The sequence below is a fragment of the Streptomyces sp. ISL-66 genome, from assembly GCF_018614135.1.
Classification (GTDB): Bacteria; Actinomycetota; Actinomycetes; order Streptomycetales; family Streptomycetaceae; genus Streptomyces.
In genome coordinates this window covers 1-4,956 of the sequence record NZ_JAGGOW010000174.1, presented here as the reverse complement: position 1 = coordinate 4,956, position 4,956 = coordinate 1, and the positions used below count along the sequence as shown (strand labels likewise).

At 70.5% G+C, this 4,956-nt stretch carries 3 protein-coding genes; all 3 read left to right on the top strand.

Annotated elements, in window-relative coordinates:
• The coding region (locus J7E97_RS30150; protein ID WP_374224281.1) for a carbohydrate ABC transporter permease at nt 1–867 on the top strand (867 nt) is incomplete at its 5' end.
• On the top strand, nt 864–1,757 hold the full coding sequence (locus tag J7E97_RS36890) for a carbohydrate ABC transporter permease (protein ID WP_308346851.1): 894 nt from the start codon (nt 864–866) through the stop codon (nt 1,755–1,757). The genes J7E97_RS30150 and J7E97_RS36890, both read left to right, overlap by 4 nt.
• 123 nt (nt 1,758–1,880) lie before the next feature.
• Nucleotides 1,881–4,904 carry a glycoside hydrolase family 38 C-terminal domain-containing protein gene (locus tag J7E97_RS30140; RefSeq protein ID WP_215033899.1) on the top strand — a complete coding sequence of 1,008 codons (3,024 nt, stop codon included), beginning with the start codon at nt 1,881–1,883 and terminating at the stop codon, nt 4,902–4,904.
• The last annotated feature ends 52 nt before the right edge of the window (nt 4,905–4,956 follow it).

The following is a 4,956-nucleotide window of genomic DNA, read 5'->3' as shown; positions in this document are numbered from 1 at the left end:
GCCAGGGCGGCCAGGGCGGCCATGGAGGCCGAGACGGGACTGCGCCACCGCAAGTGGTGGACCCCGTACCTCTTCCTCGCGCCGGGCCTGGTGATGGTGACGATGTTCAGCCTCTGGCCGTTCGTCAACACCGTGATCCTCTCCTTCACCGACGCGCAGATCCTGCGCGGCGGCGGGTTCGTCGGCTTCGACAACTACACCCGCGCGTTCGCCGATCCCGATTTCTGGACCGCCACCGGCAACAGCGTGCTGTACCTCGTGGTCGTCGTCCCGTGCCTGGTGTTCCTGCCGCTGGCCCTGGCGGTCCTCGTGCAGACGAAGGTCCCCGGCATCGGCTTCTTCCGGTCGGCGTTCTACACCCCCGTGATCGCCTCGGCCGTGGTCGTCGGCCTCATCTGGCAGTGGGTGCTGCGCAGCGACGGCCTGGTCAACACGCTGTTCCGGAAGCTCAGCATCATCTCCGAGCCGATCCCGTTCCTGACCGACAGCGGCATGCTGCTGGTCTCCGCGATGATCGTGACCGTGTGGAAGGGCCTCGGCTACTACATGGTCTTCTACCTGGCGGCCCTCGGGAACGTCTCCACCACGCTGTACGAGGCCGCCGCGCTCGACGGGGCCGGCCCCGTCCGCCGCTTCTTCAGCATCACCGTCCCCCAGGTGAAGCCGATGATGCTGCTCGTCGGCACCCTCTCCGCCATCTCCGCTCTGCGCGTCTTCACCGAGATCTACATCCTGGGCGGCGAGAGCGGCGGGCCCGGCGGCGGCGCCCGGNNCGGCTACGCGGCCGCCATCTCCATCCTGTTGTTCCTCCTGACCCTGGTCTTCAGCCTGCTGGGCCGCCGGCTGTCGAAGGGAGACGAAAGGTGAGCACCCTCAATTCCCCGGGGAACAAGGCGAGCGTAGGGAGCAAGGCGGGCAAGCGCGTCGGAGCCGACGCCCGGCGGTACTGGATCGGCCTCGCCGGCCGGTACGCCACGCTCCTCATGATGCTCGTGATCACCCTCGGGCCGATCGTCTGGCAGTTCCTGACCTCGATCCGCGGCCGCACCGAGAACGTGTACGACGGGGTGCTGCCCTCGCAGCCCACTCTCGGCAACTACGTCCGGGTCGCCGAATCGTTCCCGCTGTTCCAGTACGTCGGCAACACCCTGACGGTGGCGGCCCTCGCCATCGCCTCGAACGTGCTGTTCGCGGCCATGGGCGGCTACGCCCTCTCCCGCGCCGCCTGGAAGGGCCGCAAGGCCGTCTTCACCGTGCTGGTGGCGACGCTGATGTTCCCCTTCGAGTCCGTGATGATCTCGATGTTCCTCACGGTCCGCGAGCTGGGCCTGGTCGACACCCTCATCGGCGTCTGGCTGCCCGGCGCGGTCTCCGTCCTCAACATCATGATCATGCGGTCGGCCTTCCTCGCCGTACCCCGGGAGGTCGAGGAGGCGGCGGTCATCGACGGCGCGGGCGAGTGGACCCGCTTCACCCGGGTCTTCCTGCCCGCCGCCAAGGGAGCCCTGGCCGTCGTCTGCATCACCAGCTTCATGGGCGCCTGGGACGACTTCCTCTGGCCCCTGCTGGTGCTGACCAACAGCGATCACTACACCCTCCAGCTCGGCCTGAAGACCCTGGCCGGCGCCACGACCGTCAGCGACCAGCGGATCATCGCCGCGGGCGCGATGGCCGCGCTGATCCCGATGATGCTCCTCTTCTTCGCCCTCCAGCGCTTCTTCTTCAAGGGCGTCGGCGAGGGAGCCGTCAAGACCTGACCCGGCTCCTGATCCGACCTCTGACCCGGCCTCTGCCCCGGCCTCTGATCCAGCCCCTGACCCGGCCCTGATCCGGCCGCGCCCACCGCACGATTCGCTCGCATCCCACCTGGAGCAGCCGTCATGCACGACGACCGCAGCATCACCGAACACCGCCTCCGCCGCGTCCTCAAGGAGCGCATCAAGCCCGCCGTCCACTCGCGCTCGGTCCCGCTGGCCGTCGAGCGATGGGAGGCCCCCGGCGAGCCCGTCCCCGTCGCCGAAGGTCTGGCGGCGCCGTACGAACCCTGCGCCATCGGCGACCCCTGGGGTCCGGCCTGGGGCACCACCTGGTTCAGGCTCACCGGCGCGGTCCCCGCCGACTGGGCCGGCCGTACGGTGGAGGCCGTCCTCGACCTCGGCTTCGACCGCATGATGCCCGGCTTCCAGTGCGAGGGCCTCGTCCACCGGGCCGACGGCACCGAGGTCAAGGCGCTCAACCCGTACAACGACTGGGTGCGCGTCGCCGACGCCGCGGCAGGCGGCGAGCGGATCGAGTGGTACGTCGAGGCCGCCTCGAACCCGGTCCTGGTCGACCACTCGGCCACGTACGAGGGCGACCGGCAGACCAGTGGCGACCAGCCCCTCTACCGGCTCGCCCGGATGGACCTCGCCGTCTTCGAGACCGAGGTCTGGGAGCTCGTCCAGGACCTCGAAGTCCTCTACGAGCTCATGACGCAGCTCGACGAGGGCGACGCCCGGCGCTACGAGATCCTGCGCGCCGTCGACTCCGCCCTCGACGCGGTGGACCTGTGCGACGTGCCCGGCACGGCGGCCGCGGCCCGCGCCGAGCTCGCCGGGGCGCTCGCCGCCCCCGCCAACGCCTCCGCGCACCGGATCAGCGCGATCGGCCACGCCCACATCGACTCCGCGTGGCTGTGGCCGCTGCGCGAGACCGTGCGCAAGGTCGCGCGTACGGCGTCCAACATGCTGGGCCTGATGGACGAACACCCCGAGTTCGTCTTCGCGATGTCGCAGGCGCAGCAGCTCGACTGGATCAAGACCTACCGGCCCGAGCTCTTCGAGCGGGTCAAGAAGAAGATCGCGGACGGGCAGTTCGTGCCGGTCGGCGGCATGTGGGTGGAGTCCGACACCAACATGGTCGGCGGCGAGGCCATGGCCCGCCAGTTCCTGTACGGCAAGAAGTTCTTCCTCGACGAGTTCGGCATCGAGACCAAGAACGTCTGGCTGCCCGACTCCTTCGGCTACACCGCGGCGATGCCGCAGCTCGTCAAACTGTCCGGCTCCACGTGGTTCCTGACCCAGAAGATCTGCTGGTCGCAGGTCAACAAGTTCCCCCACCACACGTTTTGGTGGGAGGGCATCGACGGTAGCCGCGTCTTCACGCACTTCCCGCCCGTCGACACCTACAACTCCGATCTGGGAGGCGCCCAGCTGGCGCACGCGGCCCGCAACTACCAGGAGAAGGGCCGGGGTTCGCGCTCGCTGGCACCCTTCGGGTGGGGCGACGGCGGTGGTGGCCCGACGCGCGAGCAACTGGCCCGGGCCAGGCGGCAGCGGGACCTCGAAGGCTCGCCGCGCGTGGAGATCGAGCGCCCCGACGCGTTCTTCGAGAAGGCGCACGCCGAGTACGGCGACGCACCGGTGTGGGCCGGGGAGCTCTACCTGGAGCTGCACCGCGGCACCTACACCTCCCAGGCCAAGACCAAGCAGGGCAACCGGCGCAGCGAATCACTGCTGCGCGAGGCGGAACTGTGGGCCTCCACGGCCGCGGTGCGGGTCCCCGCGTTCGCGTACCCGTACGAGGACCTGGAGCGGATCTGGAAGACGGTGCTGCTCCACCAGTTCCACGACATCCTCCCCGGATCCTCCATCGCCTGGGTGCACCGCGAGGCGCGCGAGACCTACGGGAAGGTGCGGGAGGAGCTGCTCGGGATCACCCTCGCGGCGCAGAGCGCGCTGGCGGGCCGGGGCGAGGAGGAGCTCGTCTTCAACTGCGCCCCGCACGCCCGGCGCGGAGTCCCGGCCGGCGGGGCGGCCCGGCCGGTGACCGCCGGGCAGCCCGTCACGGTGGAGGAACGGCGCGGCGGCGGACGGGTCCTCGCCAACGGGCTCCTGTGCGTGGAGATCGACGGCCGCGGCCTGATCGTGTCCGCGTACGACCTGGAGGCCGGCCGGGAGTCGATCGCGCCGGGGGCTGTCGCCAACCTGCTCCAGATCCACCCCGACTTCCCGAACATGTGGGACGCCTGGGACATCGACGCGTTCTACCGCAACAAGGTCACCGACCTGGTGGACCTGGACGCGCTGGAGGTCACGCGGAGCGGGGCCTCGTCGGCCACCGTACGGGTGACCCGCTCGTTCGGCTCCTCCTCGGTCGTCCAGTCGGTCACGCTGCGGGCCGGCGCCAAGACGGTGGACATCGGCGCGGAAGTGGACTGGCACGAGACGGAGAAGTTCCTGAAGGCGGCCTTCCCGCTCGACGTCAAGGCCGAACGGTCCGCCTCGGAGACGCAGTTCGGGCACGTGTACCGGGCCACCCACACCAACACCTCCTGGGAGGCGGCCAAGTTCGAGATCTGCGCCCACCGCTGGATCCACGTGGAAGAGCCGGGCTGGGGCGTCGCCGTCCTCAACGACTCCACGTACGGGCACGACGTGACCCGCGACATGCGGCCCGACGGCGGGCAGACGACCACGGTCCGACTCTCCCTGCTGCGGGCCCCGCGCTACCCCGACCCGGAGACCGACCAGGGCGCGCACACCCTGCGCTTCTCGCTCGCCCCGGGCGCGGCCATCGCCGACGCGGTCCGCGAGGGCCACGCGCTGAACCTGCCCGAGCGGGTGCTCCGCGGCGCGGGTCCGGTGGCCCCGCTGGTGGCCGTGGACAACGACGCGGTGGTCGTGGAATCGGTCAAACTCGCCGAGGACCGCGGCGGCGACGTCGTCGTCCGCCTCTACGAATCCCGCGGCGGCCGCGCGAACGCCACGCTGTCGGCGGGCTTCCCGCTGGCGGCGGCGGTCGAGAGCGACCTCCTGGAACGCCCCCTGGAAGGCGCCGCCGTGGCAGCCCCGTCCCCGGACGGCACGGTCGCCCTCACCCTCCGCCCGTTCCAGATCCTCACGATCCGCCTCCACCGCGCCTGACCGCTCCCGCAAGGCCCCGGTCCGGCCGTCCGGATGCTGTTGGTTAATCCGG